Below are 14,521 nucleotides of genomic sequence, written 5' to 3' on the forward strand. Positions count from 1 at the left end.
GGCCACGGCCCGCGAGCCGATCAGACAGGCCGGATACATATCAGCGACTTCCGAAACCTACGCACGATCTCTATTGCGAAACGCAGCCGGTCCATACATTTGGGTCACGAACGGCAAAACTCGAGGTGAGCACAACAGGTCCGCTTTCGGATGCACTGCGACCAGTTGAGCCTGCCATCCGGGCCATGATTCATGGCCACCAGTCGGAAGGGGCCGAAACATGCGCTACGAACTCACAGACAATGAATGGTTTGCCATTGTGCCGATGCTGCCGAATAAGCCGCGCGGCATGCCACGATTGAATGAACGTCGTCCGGCCGAAAAGCACTCGCAGCGATCCGATCTGCTTTAGCCACCTATCTCTGTCGCGCTCGCAACCTCTTCGAACGGTGCTTCAGGCAGTGCCATCGGTGGCGACGTGCTACTACAGGCTTGCAGGAACTACCGTGGCTTCGTCCAACTCGCATCTATCCGCCCTTGGCTGGACGTTGTGAGCCGCGCCCTGGGCCAAAACGGCCCCCTCAACAAGCCACCAACGATCCATGTGAGCCCATGCGGTCCATCAATGGATACTCCTGGGCTCTCCGAGAGCATCAGCAATGGTTTCAATCCGGCAACTTGCAGGATGGAATCAGCTCCTCGAGGTTGGCACTTGGCCCTCAATCCTGTAACCCCACTCGAAACCTTCTCGGGACGGGACGCTCATGACCAAAGCCGCCCACGACGCGGGGCACGCCACTCGCGCGCTGATCTTCGCGCTCGTCGCCCTCGCCTGCGGGCATATGCTCTCCACCTTGCTGCGCACCATTCCCGCGGTGAGCCTGGATCTGATGGCGGCGGATTTCGACATTGAGCCGCAGGCCCTTGCCAGCCTCACGTCGATCTATCCTTTCGCCTTCGCCGCGGCGCAGATTCCGGTCGGAGCTGCGATGGACCGCTTCGGCGTGCGACCGGTGTCGCTCAGCCTGCTTGCGGGAACCGTGTTCGGCGCGATGGCGTCGGGGTTTGCGACCGGGCCTTCGAGCTTTGCCGTCGGGCAGCTGCTGCTGGGCATTGCGACCTCCGGCATGCTGATGTGCCCGATGACGCTGGCGGCCAAGCAATTGTCGGCGGCCCGCTTCGGGTTGTGGTCGGGCGCGATCCTCTCGATCGGCAATATCGGCATGCTGCTGTCGTCGAGCCCGCTCGCCTTCGTTGTGGACGCCTACGGCTGGCGCGCCGGATTCTGGATCGCGGCGATCGGCGGCGTCGCAGTGGCCGCCGCGGTGTTCGCGCTGGTCCCACACCAGCCGGCCGAGCACAAGGACGAGTCCTCGCCGCTCGCGCAGATGATGGAGGTGCTCAGGCTCGGACTCTCACGTCCCTTGCGCGGCCTGATCGCGCTGGCGCTGGTGTCGCTCGCGACCTCGCTGGTGCTGCGCGGCTTGTGGGGCGGTCCGTGGCTGATGGACGTCAAGGGATTGTCGCGGGTCGAGGCTGGCAACCAGCTCGGCGCGTTCACGCTGGCAATGATCGTCGGCCCGCTTTTCATCGGCATGATCGATCGCAGGCTCGGCCGCCGCCGCGCTCTGGTGGCCGGTTCGCATCTGGCAGGCGCCTTGCTGCTGGCTCTGATGGCGCTGGGCGCGCCGCACTACGCGGTCTCCGTGCTGTTCGGCGTGCCCGTGATGCCGCCGCAATACGACCTCGTGCTGTTCGTGCTGATCGGCCTTGCGACCTCCGCCCAGCCGCTGCTGTTCGGCATGTCCAGGCAGCTGGTCGACGCGCAAACCGCGGGCAAGGCGCTCGCGGCGGTCAACCTTGCCTTCTTCCTCGGCGCGGCCTTGATGCAATCGGTCACCGGCGCGGTGGCCGCGCTCGCCGGGCTGCCGGCGGTGCTGCTGTTCATGGCTGCCATGCTGGCGCTCGGCGTGGTGATCTTCTTGGCTTACACCGCGCCAACCCCATAGGATGACGCGGCCCAGCTCGCCAAAGGAATCACCGATGCCTGTCGACACCAAAGCCGCCACCGACCGCCTCATGCGCTTCCTGTCCGTGGAAGGCGTCACCGGACAGGAGGCGGCGATCGGGCGCGAGCTCACGGCGGCGCTCAAGGAAGCGGGGGTGCCGGCGAAGGCGATCCGGCTCGACGATGCCAACACGCGCATCCCGGTGCCGACCGAGACCGGCAACCTCATCGTCGACCTGCCCGGCCGCGGCGCGCTGCACAACCAGCCGCGCATCATGTTCATGACGCACATGGACACCGTGCCGCTCTGCGCCGGCGCCAAGCCGAAGAAATCCGGCCGCAAGATCGTCAACGAAGCCAGGACCGCGCTCGGCGGTGACAATCGCTGCGGCTGCGGCGTGCTGGTGACGCTGGCAGCGGAGCTCGCCAAGCAGAAGCTCGATCATCCCCCGATCACGCTGCTGTTCTGCGTGCGCGAGGAGAGCGGGCTCTACGGCGCGCGCCACGTCAAGCTGGACGAGCTCGGCTCGCCGGTGATGGCGTTCAACTATGACGGCGGCTCGGCCTCCAACGTCGTCATCGGCGCGGTCGGCGCCGATCGCTGGAGCGTCGAGATATTCGGCCGCGCCTCGCATGCCGGCGTCGCGCCGGAGCGCGGCATCTCCGCGACCATGATCATGGCGCTGGCGCTGGCCGACGTGAAGGCCGGCGGCTGGTTCGGCAAGGTGGTGAAAGGCAAGGGCGCGAGCGCGAAGATGGGCACCAGCAATGTCGGCCCCGTCACCGGCGGCGAAGGCCGCCCGGCGGGCGATGCCACCAACGTCGTCACCGACTACGTGCATGTGCGCGGCGAAAGCCGCAGTCACGACGGCAAGTTCTTCAAGGAGATCACCAAGGCCTACAAGGCCGCGTTCGAGAAGGCGGCCAAGAAGGTGACGAACGCGCAAGGCAAGTCCGGCAAGGTCAAGTTCAAGGCCGAGACCGACTATTATCCGTTCCGCATGAAGGACAGCCAGCCCGTGATCAAGCGCGCGGTGGAGGCCGTGTCCGCGGTCGGCGGCACGCCGAATGTGCGCACGGCCAATGGCGGCCTCGACGCCAACTGGATGGTCCGCCACGGCATTCCGACCGTGACCTTCGGTGCCGGCCAGAACGAGGCGCACACCGTCGACGAATGGATCAATCTCGACGAATATGACCGCGCCTGCGCGCTGGCACTGCAACTCGCGACCATGCGGTGAGTTGGGTTTGTAGGGTGGGTTAGCCTTGGGCTGCGCAGCGCGCAGTCCGGGGCGTAACCCACCACCATATCCATCCACGGCAACAGAAGAGGTGGGTTACGCAAGCGTTTGCGCTTCGCGCAACCGCTAGCTAACCCACCCTACGAACCAAAAGAAAAGCAGGGAGGCACCATGCCGCGCATCGCAGACATCGAGACCGGATTCTACCGGATCCCCCTTCCCGTCACGCTCTCCGACTCCACCCATGGCGAGATCACCGCGTTCGAACTGATCACCTGCCGCATTCGCGATGCCGACGGCGCCGAAGGCGTCGGCTACACCTACACCGTCGGCCGCAATGGCGGCGCGACCGCGGACATCCTCAGGCGCGAGATCCCGCCGCTGGTCGAGGGGCGCGAAGCGGAGGACACGGAAGCGATCTGGCATCACGTCTGGTGGGCGCTGCATTATGGCGGACGTGGCGGACCGGCGGTGCTGGCGCTGTCCGCGCTCGACATCGCGCTGTGGGATTTGAAGGCGCGGCGCGCCAAGCTGCCGCTGTACCAATTGCTCGGCGGCTTCGACGCGCGCGTGCCGTGCTATGCCGGCGGCATCGACCTCGATCTCTCCGTCGATGCGCTCTTGAAGCAGACCGACGGCAATCTCGCCAACGGATTTCGCGCCATCAAGATGAAGGTCGGCCGGCCCGACCTGAAAACGGATGTCGCGAAGGTCGCCGCGATGCGACAGCATCTCGGCGACGGCTTTCCGCTGATGGCGGACGCCAACATGAAATGGACGGTCGAGGAAGCGATCCGCGCCGCGCGTGCGCTCGTGCCTTACGACCTCACCTGGCTCGAGGAGCCGATCATTCCCGACGACGTCGCCGGCCACGCGCGCGTCCTGCAGGCCGGCGGCGTGCCGATCGCGGCGGGAGAGAATCTGCGATCGCTATGGGAGTTCAAGAACTATATCGCCAATGGCGCAGTGTCCTATCCCGAGCCGGACGTGACCAATTGCGGCGGCGTCAGCGCCTTCATGAAGATCGCGCGGCTGGCGGAAGCATTCAACCTGCCCGTCACCAGCCACGGCGCGCACGACATCACCGTGCACCTGCTCGCGGCCTGCCCGAACCGCTCCTATCTGGAGGCGCACGGCTTCGGGCTCGACAGGTACATCGAGCATCCGCTGGTGCTGCAGGACGGGCTTGCGCTGGCGCCTGACCGGCACGGGCACGGCATCAACTTCGACTGGGCTGGCCTGGCGAAGCTGGCGGGGTAGTGGTCCCTCACCTCTCCCGCGTGCTTGCGAAAGAGGTCGGCGCGTCCGGGCGATGCGAAGCACCGTCCCTCGCGCCGGGTGAGGGTTCTTTCCACTCGGGGAATCCCAACGCGAAGACACCCTCTGCCCAACCCTCCCCCGCAAGCGGGGGAGGGAGCGCACCTTCTCCGGAGCTGGCACCAAACGACATTGCTGCACGCGAGCCATTCCCCTTCGCCGGATGCGTCGGCCCGACAATCCGCTATGGTGGCGGCAACCGAGAGCTTTGCGAAAGTTCCCCTGCCTTGACCCCCGAGCTGCACCAGAAACTGACCCAGTGGCGCCGGCATCTTCATGCCCACCCTGAGCTATCGCTCCAGGAAAGAAACACCGCCGCCTTCGTGCAGGACAAGCTTACGGAACTCGGCATTCCCTTCGAGGCTGGCATCGGCGGGCACGGGATCGTCGCGACATTGACGCGCGGGCATGCGCAGAGGCGGGTCGGTCTGCGCGCCGACATGGATGCGCTGCCGATCACCGAGGACACCGGCCTGCCCTATGCCTCCGAGACATCAGGCGTGATGCATGCCTGCGGCCATGACGGCCACACCGCCTCGCTGCTCGGCGCCGCGGCGCTGCTCGCCGCCGACACGAGCTGGAGCGGCGCGGTTGATTTCATCTTCCAGCCGGCAGAGGAAGGCTTTGGCGGCTCGCGCGCGATGGTCGCAGCCGGGCTGTTCGACCGCTTTCCGATGGAGCGGATATTCGGCTTTCACAACTGGCCGGGCCTTGCCGCCGGCACCGTCGCCGTGCACGACGGCGTCGTCATGGCCTCCGGCGGGCGCATCACCATCACCATCGAGGGCCATGCCGGGCACGCCGGCATGCCGCATCTGACGCGCGATCCCGTGGTGGCGGCGGGGCATCTGATCGTGGCGCTGCAATCGATCGTCTCGCGCGGCGTCGATCCGCTCGACACCGCCGTGCTGTCGCTGTGCACGATCGAGGGCGGCACCGCACCGAACCAGATCGCCGGACGCGTCACCATCCGCGGCACGCTGCGCTACCATCGCGAAGAGGTCAAGGACGCCATCCTCGACGGCATCGAGCGCAGCTGCGCCGGCATTGCGACCAGCTTCGGCGTCAAGGTCACGCCCGAGATCGTCTGGGGCGTGGGCGTGGTGATCAACACGCCAGCGGAAGCGGAGCTCGCGCGCATTGCCGCGGAGAAGGTGCAGGCGCCCGTGCGGCGCGACCTCGCGCCCAGCATGGCCGGCGAGGATTTTGCCCATTACCTGCAGCAGCGGCCGGGCGCGTTCGTCTGGATCGGCAACGGGCCGTTGCGCGACGGCGCGGAGCTGCACGGCCCGCGCTACGATTTCAACGATGCGATCCTCCCGGTCGCCTCCGGCTGGATGGCCGAGGTCGCCAAGGCGGCGCTGGCGTCGAACTAGAATATTCAGGAGATCTCGCGCGGCAGCTTCCAATCCGGCCGCGGCTCGAACGTCTCCTCGAGGCGCTCGACATGGTAGCCGTCGGGCAACAATCGGCCGCCCTCCTCGTCCGCAACGGGAACATCGGTCACGATCCCCTCGATGAGGGCGGCTTCCCACACTTCCTTCTCGGTGGGAAAGGGATCGCCGATCTGCTTGTCGCCTTCGAACAGCGCGTACATCGGTTCCGGTCCTGCGTTGATCAAGCTCACGAGCAACGTATCGGCCCCAGGGGCGTTCCCTTCCGGAAAAACGACAATGGATGGCACGTGAATCATGGCGCGCGTTCTGATCGGAACCTCCGGCTGGCATTACGCCTCCTGGCGAGGCCCGTTCTTTCCGGAGGGCGTGACGCTGAAGGAGCAGCTGCGCTATTACGCCGGGCAGTTCGACACGACGGAGCTGAACGGGGTGTTCTACCGCACGCCGACGCCGGAGGCCGTGAAGGGATGGCGGGAGCAGACCGGTCGGGATTTCGTGTTCGCCTGGAAGGCATCCAGGTTCATCACGCACTGGAAACGCCTGTCCGACCGCTCCGTCAACAGCCTCGAGCTGCTGGAGGACCGCATCTCGCACCTCGGCGGCAAGGCCGGCCCGATCCTGTTCCAGCTGCCGCCGCAGTTCGAAGCGAACGCGGACCGGCTCGCGTCGTTCTTCAAGCTGCTGTCGCGGAAGCGCCGCTACAGCTTCGAATTCCGGCATCCGAGCTGGTACCAGCCGCGCATCCTGCGGATGCTGGCCGACGAGAACATCTCGCTGTGCCTGTCCGACCATCACGATGCGCCGGCGCCGTGGAAGCGCACGGCGGATTTCGTCTATGTGCGCGGACACGGGCCGGGCGGACGCTATCACGGGCACTACACCAAGGCCACGCTGGCGCAATGGGCCAAGCGCATCAAATCCTGGAAGCGGCAGGGCTGCGACGTCTACGTCTATTTCGACAACGACCAGAAGAGCGCCGCGCCGGCCGATGCAAAGGCGTTGAAGCAGTTGCTGTGACGCTAGATGATGCCGCCTTGCCGGAGCGCTGCGACTTCCGCCTTGTCGTAGCCGAGCGCGGCGAGAACGAGATCGGTGTGCTCGCCTAGGGTCGGCGGGCGGCTCGCGATCTCGCCCGGCGTTTCCGACAGCCGAACCGCGGCGCGGGCGACCGGTGCCTGTTTCGGCAGGCCCGGATAGTCGACCTCCTGCATGAAGCCGGCAGCGCGGACATGCGGATGATCCAGCGCCTGCTGCGGCGAGAGCACGGGACCGGTCGGGATCATCGCCTCGCCCAGCGCGTCGACGGCCTCTTGCGTCGTGCGCTCGGCGCACCAGCGCGCCATCCGCTCGCTGATGATGCGGCCATTGTTGCCGCGGCTGATGTCGTCGGCGAAGCGCGGATCGTTCAGCCACAGCTCCTCCTCGCCCATCAGTCTCGTCCAGCGCTTGAACAGCGGATGGCCCGTGACCTGGCACAGCACCCAGCCGTCCCTGGTGCGGTAGATGTCGGCGGGCGCCGAGGTCTGGCCGAGATTGCCTGTCGGCACGCGGTTGACGTTGATGACGGCCTGCTCGATCAGCGTGGCATTGGTGAAGGACAAGGCGGTTGCGAGCAGCGCGCCCTCGACGATCTGTCCGCGTCCGGATTTGCCGCGCTCGATCAGCGCCGCGAGCGTGCCGAAGGCGCAATGCAGCGCGGTGCCGAAATCGACCCAGTTCACCGCGGCCCGATACGGCGGATCGCCCGCGCCGGTCATGTAGACCGCACCCGACATCACCTGACCGATGCCATCGAAGCCGACACGGTCGGACCAGGGTCCCGGCCCGCCGAACGCGGTGGCCGTGGTCAGGATGATGTCGGGCTTGATCGCCTTCAGCGAGTCGTAATCGAGCTTCATCGCGCGCAACGTCTGCGGCGGCAGATTGGCCACCACGACGTCCGCGGTCGCAATGAGCCGGCGCATCACGTCCTGCCCTTCCGGCTTCATCGGATCGAGCGTGATGCACTTCTTGTTGCGATTGATCTGGAGAAACAGCGCGCCTTCGCCGTTCTCGCCGACCGGCGCCACGAAGCGATCCTCGCTGCCGTCGCGTTTCTCGACCCGAATGACCTCGGCCCCGAACTCGGCCAGCAAGGTCGCGCAATAGGGCCCGGCGATATAGCGCCCGAAATCGAGCACGCGCACGCCCTCCAGAACTCCTCCCATGGTTTCCTTCCCTGTTGTTTCGGCCAGATTACAGGGACTGGCTGCCACGACAAGGTCGCGGCCAGCATGGGCCATTGCCGCCGGCGCTGCCGGTGGCTCTCGGGATCTCCTATCGGCGAGGCGGCGTCCCGCGGATCAGACGCCGCCGGTGCGGGCGCAGCCGATCGCCTCCGTGAGCACCTGGCGGTCCCCGATGTGATTGGCGAGCAACAGGATCAGCCGGGCGTTCATGCGCAACGCCTGCTCCTCGTCGAGGTCGCGTTGGCTGTTGATCAGCTCCGCGTAGAAGTCGTCGGGATCGGCGATGTTCGGTGAGAGGTTCAGCATCATGCCGCAAGCTCCGTCCGGTCGGCGGTGTCATGGCCCGAGGCGCGCAGCATCGCCCGGGCGATCTTCGCCTCGTCGAAGCTGCTCCAGCGCGCCGCGACATATTGATCGGGGCGGAACAGGTAGGTGGTCCCCGGCGAAGCGCCGTAGCGCTGGGCGAGCAGACCTGTGGGATCCTCGATGTCGCGGCCGACGACGACGAGCTTCGCCGCGAACGGCCCTGCCGCGATCTCGATCCTGTCGCTCACCTCGCCGAACGCCACGACCGTGAAGCCATCACCGAGACAGTGCAGGAACCAGGCCGGCTTGCCATCCATCAAGATGGGCGCATCGGCGGCATTCGTGCCGGGCCGCATGCCGCCCGTCACAGCGTCGTGGTCCTCCGTGTTGAGACTCGACGTCACGTAAGGGGTCGGCGTCGAGAGACGGCCGCTGTTGACCAGCGGCCGCGCAAAGCCGTGATGCCGGGCAAGCTCCAGCACCGCGTCACGGAAATAGCGGCTCGGCTTCGTCTTCGGCGTGATGAAGTCGGTGGCCCGCGTCGAGTTCAGGATGTTGTCGTCGGCGGCGTACGCACGCTCCTCGTGATAGCTGTCGAGCAGCGCTTCCGAGGCTTCGCCGCGCAGCACCATCGCGAGCTTCCAGGCCAGATTGTCGATGTCCTGGACGCCGGTATTGGCGCCGCGCGCGCCGAAGGGCGAGACCTGATGCGCGGCGTCGCCGGCGAACAGCACCCGGCCCTGGCGGAAATTGTCGATGCGCCGGCAGGCGAATTGATAGACCGAGATCCATTCGAGCGTGAACTCGGTATCCGCCCCGAGCATGGCGCGGATGCGCGGAATCACGCGCTCGGGCCGCTTTTCCTCCTCGGGATTGGCCTCCCAGCCGAGTTGAAAATCGATGCGCCAGATGTTGTCCGCCTGCCGGTGCAGCAGCACGGACTGGCCGGGATGGAACGGCGGATCGAACCAGAACCAGCGCTCGGTCGGAAAATCGGCTTTCATGGCGACGTCGGCGATCAGGAAGCGATCCTGGAAGAACTGGCCCGTGAACTCGGCGCCCACCATCTTGCGCACGTCGGAATTGGCTCCGTCACAGGCAATCACCCATTGCGCCTCCATGGAGAAGATGCCGTCGGGCGTTTCCACCGCCAGCGTCGCATGGTCGGCGGCCTGCCTGAGGCTGATGAGACGGTGCTTCCAGCGCAGCTCGATCAGCGGATTGGCCCTGCATCTGGCGACCAACATCTCTTCCAGATGATATTGCTGCAGGTTGATCATGGCCGGCCATTGGTGGTCGGCCTCGGGCAACAGATCGAACTGGTAGGACAGCTGGTCCCGGAAGAACACCTTGCCGACGTTCCAGCTCACACCGCGCTCGACCATGGGCGCCGCGCAACCGAGGCGGTCCCATATCTCGAGCGGACGCTTGGCATAGCAGACCGCGCGCGAGCCGATCGAGACGGTGTCGTTGTCATCGAGCACCACGACGGGCTGGCCGCGCGCCGCGCAATCGAGCGCAGCGGTCAGGCCGATGGGACCTGCGCCGATCACCACGATCGGGTGCCGCTTCACGACACAATCGGCCTGCTCCTGGGAGCGCCGATAGCCGAACTTCGGATAGATGTAGCTCATGTTCGCTTCCTGATGCACGGCCAAGGATCAATGCGCGTCCGCGAACTCCTTCTCGTGCATCCAGGCGGTGTGGCGCGGTGGACGCTTGGTGCGCGACCATTCCTCGACCATCTCGTGCGCGACCGACTTCATGCGGTCGATCTGCTCGGGCGTGGCGGTCCAGGCCGCGATCTCCAGGCGATGGCCGCTGGGATCGCGGAAATAGATCGACTTGAAGATGGTGTGATCGGTGACGCCGACGACGTCGAGGCCGGCAGCCTCCGCGCGCGCCTTGGCCTCTTCGAGCTCGGCGAGGTCCTTGACCTGGAAGGCGATGTGCTGGGTCCAGTCCGGCGTGTTGGGATCGCGGCCCATCGGCGGCGAGTTCGGCAGCTCGAAGAAGGCGAGGATGTTGCCGTTCCCGGCATCGAGGAAGATGTGCATGTAGGGATCCGGCGCCTTGGTCGAGGGCACACGGTCCTCGGCGATGGCGCCGAGAAGATCCATGTTCATGACCTTCTTGTAGAACTCGACCGTGGCCTTGGCGTCGACACAGCGATAGGCGACGTGATGGATCTTCTCGATTTTCATGACGTTTCGCTCCCCGGACTTGCGGTTGCGAAATTCGTATCAGATGTTACGATCTCTTGAATTTGATCTGGATCAACCGGCGCGGAAGAATCTGCCGGCTGGACCGGCGGGGCGGACAGCATGACGGGACATTCGGGTGAAGCGCGAGGCAGGGAAGCGACCGGGCGCAGGACGGCGCAGGACGGTCGCGCGCTCGACCTGCAGCAATATTTTCCGTACCGGCTGGCTCGCCTGGCCGAGCAGGTATCGTTGGCGGTGGCCGAGGTCTATTCCGAGCGCTTTGCGCTGACACGGCAGGAATGGCGCGTGCTTGCCATTCTCGGCGCACGTCCGGATATTCCGACCAAGGAGATCGGTCCGCTGACGACGCTCGACAAGATGCAGGTCAGCCGCGCCGTCCAGGGACTGGAGGCGCGCGGCATCGTCAGCCGCAAGCACCACGCGGACGATCGGCGCGAGCTGATCGTCTCGCTGACGCCGGCCGGCCGCGCGCTCTATCGCAAGATCGTGCCGTTCGCACTGGCCCGGGAGGCGGAGCTGCTGGCGGTGCTGACCACCGAGGAAGCGAAGGTGCTCGATCGGGTGATGCACAAGCTGTCGGCAGCGTTGGGATAGCTGGCTCGCGCGTCGTCGCAATGACCACTGTCATGATGAGCGTAGCCGCAACCGTGGCGCGGGGGCTCGCACCCAGCAAAGGCCGGCAAGGAAGATGATGGCCCCGCGCACTGCGACCAAACGTCGGGCCCGTGAAGGCATGCAGGAGACTTGAAGTCGTTCGCCCCGATCCTAAGTTCGAATGCTGCCGGGCCAGGCGTCCGGCGAAACGAAACTCATGCAGAGGATCGAGAAGCCCGCGCGCTGCGCGGGCGCGGAATCGAGGGAAGTCAAATGAGAAAGCTTGCTCTTGCAATCGCCGCGGCAGCAACGCTCCTCATCGGAACGGTTGCGCCGGCTTCGGCCCATTGGCGGGGCCACCATCATCATCACTGGGGAGGCCCGGGCATCGGTCCGGCCGTCGCGCTCGGCCTGTTCACCGGAGCGCTGGCCGCCGCGGCTGCACCTCCCGTCTATTATGCGCCGGTCTATGGTCCGCCGCGCTATTATTATGGCCCCGGATACTACCGGACCGTCCGCTATTATCCGGCGGCGTACCCCTACTGGTATCCCTGGTAGGCTTGAGCCAAGGCCCGGCCTGCAGCCGGGCCTGATCGCTGCCTAAGCCTCCGTTTGCCTGACTACTCCCACGGACGCTTCCCGCTGCGGGCGCGTGCCGCGCCAGGGAACAGAAGGCAGAAGGAGAAGTTCTGAGGATATGATGCAGGTCCGGACCCGTACCGGGCCCGAACGAGCGCGCCAAGACGTGCCTCGGCGACCCGCCCGCGCAACACCATCGGATCTGGATCTCGCATGAACAAGAATGTTCGTTTCAATCTCGGATACGCGCTCGCCGCGATCTTCGCGGTCTTCCTGATTCAGTATCTGATCTCGGCGGCGAACCAGATCGCGGTGATCCCCTATAGCGAATACCAGCAATTGCTACGCCAGGGGAAAGTCGACGCCGTCGGCATCTCCGACCGCACCTTGCAGGGCACATTGAAGGAGCCGCTGCCTGGCGGCCAGAAACAGTTCGTCACCACGCGCGTCGACCAGGACGTTGCGCAGGAGCTGGAGAAGTACAACGTCCGTTTCACCGGGCAGATCGAGAGCACGTTTCTGCGCGACCTGTTATCGTGGGTGATGCCCGTGCTGCTGTTCTTCGGCCTGTGGTGGTACATCGGCCAGCGCATGGCGCAAGGCGGGATCGGTGGCGGGCTGATGGCGATCGGCAAGAGCAAGGCCAAGGTCTATGTTGAGTCCAACACCGGGGTCACCTTCGCCGATGTCGCCGGTGTGGATGAGGCCAAGGACGAGCTTCGCGAGGTCGTCGATTTCCTGAAGAACCCGACCGATTACGGCCGGCTCGGCGGCCGCATGCCGAAAGGCGTGCTGCTGGTGGGACCGCCAGGCACCGGCAAGACCTTGCTGGCGAAAGCGGTCGCCGGCGAGGCCAGAGTGCCGTTCTTCTCGATCTCGGGTTCGGAGTTCGTGGAGATGTTCGTGGGCGTCGGTGCGGCGCGGGTGCGGGACCTGTTCCAGCAGGCCCACCAGAAGGCGCCGGCGATCATCTTCATTGACGAGCTCGACGCGCTCGGCCGCGCCCGCGGCATCGGCCCCTTCGCCGGCGGCCACGATGAGAAGGAGCAGACGCTCAACCAGCTGCTCGTCGAGCTCGACGGCTTCGATTCGCGCTCGGGGCTCGTCATCCTTGCCGCCACCAACCGGCCCGAAATCCTCGATCCTGCCCTGCTCCGCGCCGGACGCTTCGACCGGCAGGTGCTGGTCGACAGGCCCGACAAGAAAGGCCGCATCGAGATCCTCAAGGTGCACATGAAGAAGGTGCGCGTGGCCGAGGGTGTGGACGCAGACGCCGTTGCTGCGCTCACGCCAGGGTTCACCGGCGCGGATCTCGCCAATCTCGTCAATGAAGCGGCGCTGCTGGCGACGCGCCGCGCCGCCGATGCGGTGAGCATGAGCGACTTCAACAATGCGGTCGAGCGCATGATCGCGGGCCTCGAGAAGCGCAACCGCCTGCTCAATGCCAAGGAGCGCGAGATCGTGGCCTATCACGAGATGGGCCACGCCCTGGTCGCGCTCTCGCTGCCCGGGACCGATCCCGTGCACAAGGTCTCGATCATCCCGCGCGGCGTCGGCGCGCTCGGCTACACCATTCAGCGGCCGATCGAAGATCGCTTCCTGATGACCAAGGAGGAGCTGGAGAACAAGATGGCGGTGCTGCTCGGCGGCCGCGCCGCGGAGCTGATCGTGTTCGGGCATCTGTCCACCGGTGCGGCCGACGATCTGCGCCGCGTCACCGACATCGCTCGCAGCATGGTGACGCGTTACGGCATGTCCGAGCGGCTGGGCAGCGTCGCGTATGAGCGCGATCCCGGCAACTTCCTCGCCAGCGCCGACCGGCCCTATCCGACGCGCGAGCGCGACTATGCGGAAGAGACGGCAGCCGCGGTCGACCAGGAGGTCAAGGCCATCGTCGACCAGGTCTTCCAGCGCACTCAGGGTATCCTGAGCACGCGGCGGCCGATCCTGGACCGCGCCGCGAAGAAGCTGCTGGAGAAGGAGACGCTCGAGCAGGGCGATATCGATGCGCTGATCCGGGAGATGCCCCAGGAAGGACTGCGGGCCATCTAGGCTTCGCGCCGGCGTTTCAAAACGCGCCATAGCGCAAGGCTGCCTCAGGCAGCACGCTTGCGCCTGATCTCTGCGGGGAGTTCGATCACCTTCCTGTCTGGTGACGAGCCGTTCGAGATGAGCGGCGCGGGCGCGCCTTCGCTCCTGGGCGCATCGACGCCGGTGCCCGGAGCGGCATGTCCGGCGTGCCATTCGAGCAAGAGATGGCCGGCCACCAACATCACGCCGGCACAAAACAGCGCAAGAGCCGCGCTGACGAGATCACGATAATCGTCCATCCACGAACCAAACATGCGTGCAGCCGAAGCTGCGCCTGTGTCGAGCCACCACAAGAGACGAGCGCCGAACAGATGCTGATCGGCCTAAGGCCGGTCAGCATCCGGTGCAGATGTCGGGAACGATACGACCGGGCGAGAGCTCCCCGCCTCGGCGCCGATTCGGACGGCTGTTCTCAGCATTGCCTGCCGACGTTGCGTCGGAACTGGTCGCAAGCTGCCGGGCGGGCTTAGCCAAGCTTCGCACCTCGCCGCGGGGGTAGTCCGCCTCCTTGGCCTGGAGCGTATTGACCATCCCCAACAAGAGAGCGGCAACGACAATGCCTTTCATCTGTTCATCCCTCCTTTCGCCGGAGCGA

General features: G+C 65.8%; 14 protein-coding genes and 1 pseudogene. 9 read left to right on the forward strand and 6 right to left on the reverse strand.

Annotated features, from left to right (window positions below; all coding sequences use genetic code 11):
• Nucleotides 1-220 precede the first annotated feature (220 nt).
• The 5 genes and pseudogenes from ASG57_RS39035 to ASG57_RS04910 all read left to right on the forward strand — a co-directional run.
• A pseudogene (locus ASG57_RS39035) lies at nt 221-313 on the forward strand (IS5/IS1182 family transposase); the annotation flags it as partial.
• 391 nt (nt 314-704) lie between these two features.
• Entirely contained in the window at nt 705-1,949 is a 1,245-nt protein-coding gene (locus ASG57_RS04895) for an MFS transporter (RefSeq protein ID WP_057195778.1), read from the forward strand.
• Nucleotides 1,950-1,983: 34 nt separating this feature from the next.
• A complete protein-coding gene (locus ASG57_RS04900) occupies nt 1,984-3,189 on the forward strand; it encodes a M20/M25/M40 family metallo-hydrolase (protein WP_024340207.1) in 1,206 nt (401 codons plus the stop codon).
• 171 nt (nt 3,190-3,360) lie between these two features.
• Nucleotides 3,361-4,449: a mandelate racemase/muconate lactonizing enzyme family protein gene (locus ASG57_RS04905; RefSeq protein ID WP_057195779.1), complete on the forward strand. Its 1,089-nt coding sequence runs from the start codon at nt 3,361-3,363 to the stop codon at nt 4,447-4,449.
• Between the two features lie 284 nt (nt 4,450-4,733).
• On the forward strand, nt 4,734-5,882 hold the full coding sequence (locus ASG57_RS04910) for an amidohydrolase (RefSeq protein WP_057195780.1): 1,149 nt from the start codon (nt 4,734-4,736) through the stop codon (nt 5,880-5,882).
• A gap of 5 nt (nt 5,883-5,887) precedes the next feature.
• Here the strand turns inward: ASG57_RS04910 and ASG57_RS04915 are convergent, their stop codons facing one another.
• The gene (locus ASG57_RS04915; protein WP_230646650.1) at nt 5,888-6,133 is read right to left on the reverse strand and encodes a hypothetical protein; all 246 of its coding nucleotides are present in this window, start codon (nt 6,131-6,133) and stop codon (nt 5,888-5,890) included.
• A 64-nt stretch (nt 6,134-6,197) separates the two neighbouring features.
• On the opposite strand from ASG57_RS04915, the gene ASG57_RS04920 reads away from it, so the two are divergent.
• A complete protein-coding gene (locus tag ASG57_RS04920) occupies nt 6,198-6,920 on the forward strand; it encodes a DUF72 domain-containing protein (RefSeq protein ID WP_057195781.1) in 723 nt (240 codons plus the stop codon).
• Between the two features lie 2 nt (nt 6,921-6,922).
• On the opposite strand, the gene ASG57_RS04925 is transcribed toward ASG57_RS04920, so the two are convergent.
• The 4 genes from ASG57_RS04925 to ASG57_RS04940 form a co-directional block, all read right to left on the reverse strand.
• Nucleotides 6,923-8,110 (reverse strand): CaiB/BaiF CoA transferase family protein, encoded by a 1,188-nt coding sequence (locus ASG57_RS04925; RefSeq protein WP_057195782.1) that lies wholly within the window; start codon nt 8,108-8,110, stop codon nt 6,923-6,925.
• A gap of 135 nt (nt 8,111-8,245) precedes the next feature.
• Nucleotides 8,246-8,440 (reverse strand): DUF2783 domain-containing protein, encoded by a 195-nt coding sequence (locus ASG57_RS04930; RefSeq protein ID WP_024340213.1) that lies wholly within the window; start codon nt 8,438-8,440, stop codon nt 8,246-8,248.
• A complete protein-coding gene (locus tag ASG57_RS04935; RefSeq protein WP_057195943.1) occupies nt 8,437-10,071 on the reverse strand; it encodes an FAD-dependent oxidoreductase in 1,635 nt (544 codons plus the stop codon). Before ASG57_RS04935 ends, ASG57_RS04930 begins: the two co-directional genes overlap by 4 nt.
• A 27-nt stretch (nt 10,072-10,098) precedes the next feature.
• Nucleotides 10,099-10,641, reverse strand: a complete 543-nt coding sequence (locus ASG57_RS04940; RefSeq protein ID WP_057195783.1) for a VOC family protein — start codon at nt 10,639-10,641, stop codon at nt 10,099-10,101.
• Between the two features lie 120 nt (nt 10,642-10,761).
• Here ASG57_RS04940 and ASG57_RS04945 point away from each other — a divergent pair, with 120 nt between their 5' ends.
• From ASG57_RS04945 to ftsH, 3 genes are all read left to right on the forward strand, one after another.
• Nucleotides 10,762-11,256 (forward strand): MarR family winged helix-turn-helix transcriptional regulator, encoded by a 495-nt coding sequence (locus ASG57_RS04945; RefSeq protein ID WP_024340216.1) that lies wholly within the window; start codon nt 10,762-10,764, stop codon nt 11,254-11,256.
• A gap of 273 nt (nt 11,257-11,529) precedes the next feature.
• Nucleotides 11,530-11,814 carry a hypothetical protein gene (locus tag ASG57_RS04950; RefSeq protein ID WP_024340217.1) on the forward strand — a complete coding sequence of 95 codons (285 nt, stop codon included), beginning with the start codon at nt 11,530-11,532 and terminating at the stop codon, nt 11,812-11,814.
• A gap of 234 nt (nt 11,815-12,048) precedes the next feature.
• Nucleotides 12,049-13,887: an ATP-dependent zinc metalloprotease FtsH gene (ftsH, locus tag ASG57_RS04955; RefSeq protein ID WP_024340218.1), complete on the forward strand. Its 1,839-nt coding sequence runs from the start codon at nt 12,049-12,051 to the stop codon at nt 13,885-13,887.
• A gap of 44 nt (nt 13,888-13,931) precedes the next feature.
• Here the strand turns inward: ftsH and ASG57_RS04960 are convergent, their stop codons facing one another.
• Complete coding sequence (locus ASG57_RS04960; RefSeq protein ID WP_156402574.1) at nt 13,932-14,180, reverse strand: hypothetical protein; 249 nt, start codon at nt 14,178-14,180, stop codon at nt 13,932-13,934.
• Between the last annotated feature and the right edge of the window lie 341 nt (nt 14,181-14,521).

Source organism: Bradyrhizobium sp. Leaf396, from assembly GCF_001424605.1.
GTDB lineage: Bacteria > Pseudomonadota > Alphaproteobacteria > Rhizobiales > Xanthobacteraceae > Bradyrhizobium > Bradyrhizobium japonicum_C.

Bases quoted from the DNA above. Each gene is read 5' to 3' on its own strand.
- ASG57_RS04895 (WP_057195778.1), top strand. From the start codon at position 705: ATGACCAAAGCCGCCCACGACGCGGGGCACGCCACTCGCGCGCTGATC.
- ASG57_RS04900 (WP_024340207.1), top strand. From the start codon at position 1,984: ATGCCTGTCGACACCAAAGCCGCCACCGACCGCCTCATGCGCTTCCTG.
- ASG57_RS04905 (WP_057195779.1), top strand. From the start codon at position 3,361: ATGCCGCGCATCGCAGACATCGAGACCGGATTCTACCGGATCCCCCTT.
- ASG57_RS04920 (WP_057195781.1), top strand. From the start codon at position 6,198: ATGGCGCGCGTTCTGATCGGAACCTCCGGCTGGCATTACGCCTCCTGG.
- ASG57_RS04925 (WP_057195782.1), bottom strand. From the start codon at position 8,110: ATGGGAGGAGTTCTGGAGGGCGTGCGCGTGCTCGATTTCGGGCGCTAT.
- ASG57_RS04930 (WP_024340213.1), bottom strand. From the start codon at position 8,440: ATGATGCTGAACCTCTCACCGAACATCGCCGATCCCGACGACTTCTAC.
- ASG57_RS04935 (WP_057195943.1), bottom strand. From the start codon at position 10,071: ATGAGCTACATCTATCCGAAGTTCGGCTATCGGCGCTCCCAGGAGCAG.
- ASG57_RS04940 (WP_057195783.1), bottom strand. From the start codon at position 10,641: ATGAAAATCGAGAAGATCCATCACGTCGCCTATCGCTGTGTCGACGCC.
- ASG57_RS04945 (WP_024340216.1), top strand. From the start codon at position 10,762: ATGACGGGACATTCGGGTGAAGCGCGAGGCAGGGAAGCGACCGGGCGC.
- ASG57_RS04950 (WP_024340217.1), top strand. From the start codon at position 11,530: ATGAGAAAGCTTGCTCTTGCAATCGCCGCGGCAGCAACGCTCCTCATC.
- ftsH (WP_024340218.1), top strand. From the start codon at position 12,049: ATGAACAAGAATGTTCGTTTCAATCTCGGATACGCGCTCGCCGCGATC.
- ASG57_RS04960 (WP_156402574.1), bottom strand. From the start codon at position 14,180: ATGTTTGGTTCGTGGATGGACGATTATCGTGATCTCGTCAGCGCGGCT.